Raw genomic sequence first — 1,617 nt, forward strand, 5'->3', positions numbered from 1 at the left:
CAGCTCTACTCGGCGGCGGCCGGTCGAGCGGCTGGCCGAAGAGTTGCAGCGGCTGCATCCGCTGCCGAAATCTCCGTTCACCGCGGTGTTCGGCACTACCCGGCGGGTGAACTGGGAGTCGACGATCTCGGTGGAAGGGGTGCGGTATTCGGTGCCGCACACGTTGATCGACACTCGGGTCTGGGCCCGCTTCCATGGTGAGGAGCTGATCGTGACCGCCGTCGACAATGATGGCGGTGCAGTCGAAGTCGCGCGGCACCGCCGCGGCCAACCCGGTTCACCGGTCCTCGACAACGACCACTACCCACCCCGCCCAGACCGCGACGCCGCCGACCGGGTGCCCAAGCCTCGTACCGCCGCCGAGCTCGCCTTCCTACAGTTGGGCCAGGGTGCCAACAGCTGGCTGGTCGAGGCTGCCGCCGCGGGAGCGCGCCGCATCAGGGCGAAGATGGCCGAGGCCGTGGACCTTTCGAAGCTGCACTCCCCGGACGCAGTCGACAGAGCGTTGGGGACGGCGGCGATGACCGGCCGGTTCGCCGATCGGGACCTGATCTCGATCCTCGACTACCAAGTCACCCACGAACACGCTGATCCGGTCCGTCGCAGCGAGAACCACACTCTGCAACCGGGCACCGCCGCCTGGTCCACCTTCGGCCAGACACCAGCGCCGGCCAGCCCAGCCACTACTGACGATGAAAGCGATGACGCCTGATGAGCACCCCTTTGCGCACTGTTACCAGCGCTAACGGCGACCCGTTGGCCGAGGCGATCGACCTGACTAAACGCCTGAAACTGCCCCATATCCGCAGGTCCTTGAGCGATATCATCCCGACCGCGAAAGCCCAACGCTGGGACCCCGCCGAAGTCGTGCGGGTTCTCCTCGCTGAGGAAGCCGCCGGCCGGGACCGGGCGAACCTGCACACTCGCCGCAAACGCGCGGGTTTCCCTACCGGCAAGACCTTCGGCGACTGGGACGAAACGAAATCGTCGATTCCCCGCGCCACCCAGGACGCGCTCCGCACCCTGGAGTGGGTCGGGCGGCGTGAATGTTTCTGCGTCTGTGGGCCTTCGGGAACTGGCAAGTCTCACTTCACCGAGGCACTCGGGCAGGCCGCAGTCGAAGCTGGGCTGGCGGTGTCTTGGTTCACCATCGAAGACCTCGGTGCCCTGGTCCGCCGGCACCGTGCCGACGACTCCATCGCCCGAGCCCTGACGAGGATCATCCGCTCCGACCTGATCATCGTCGACGACATCGGTCTGCTCCCGGTCTCTGAAGACGCCGCCGAAGGATTCTATCGCCTCGTCGACGCTGCCTACGAACGCCGAGCGATTGCCGTCTCGAGCAACCTGCACCCCTCCGGCTTCGACGAGATCATGCCCAAAACATTGGCCACCGCCACCGTTGACCGGCTCCTGCACCATGCGCACGTCGTCGTCACCGACGGCGACTCCTTCCGCCTCACCGAAGCCACCACCGGCAAGGGGGTGAAGCCCTTCAGCTAACCCAAATCAGAAAGCGGGTGGGGAAAAACAACTGGCCGCCACCGGGGAGAACCCGTGGCCACCAGCGGGGAGAACTACTGGCCGCCTACGGGGAGAACTTCGTGGCCATTGACA

1 protein-coding gene and 1 pseudogene are annotated in these 1,617 nt (G+C 66.1%); both read left to right on the top strand.

The window, feature by feature from the left end; translation table 11 throughout:
* A pseudogene (gene istA / locus ATN38_RS00100) lies at positions 1-712 on the top strand (IS21-like element IS1415 family transposase); the annotation flags it as partial.
* A complete protein-coding gene (gene istB / locus ATN38_RS00105; protein ID WP_003944771.1) occupies positions 712-1,503 on the top strand; it encodes an IS21-like element IS1415 family helper ATPase IstB in 792 nt (263 codons plus the stop codon). The pseudogene istA and the gene istB, both read left to right, overlap by 1 nt.
* The last annotated feature ends 114 nt before the right edge of the window (positions 1,504-1,617 follow it).

Source organism: Rhodococcus sp. FH8, assembly GCF_019266085.1.
GTDB lineage: Bacteria > Actinomycetota > Actinomycetes > Mycobacteriales > Mycobacteriaceae > Rhodococcus_F > Rhodococcus_F qingshengii.

Bases quoted from the DNA above. Each gene is read 5' to 3' on its own strand.
- istB (WP_003944771.1), top strand. From the start codon at position 712: ATGAGCACCCCTTTGCGCACTGTTACCAGCGCTAACGGCGACCCGTTG.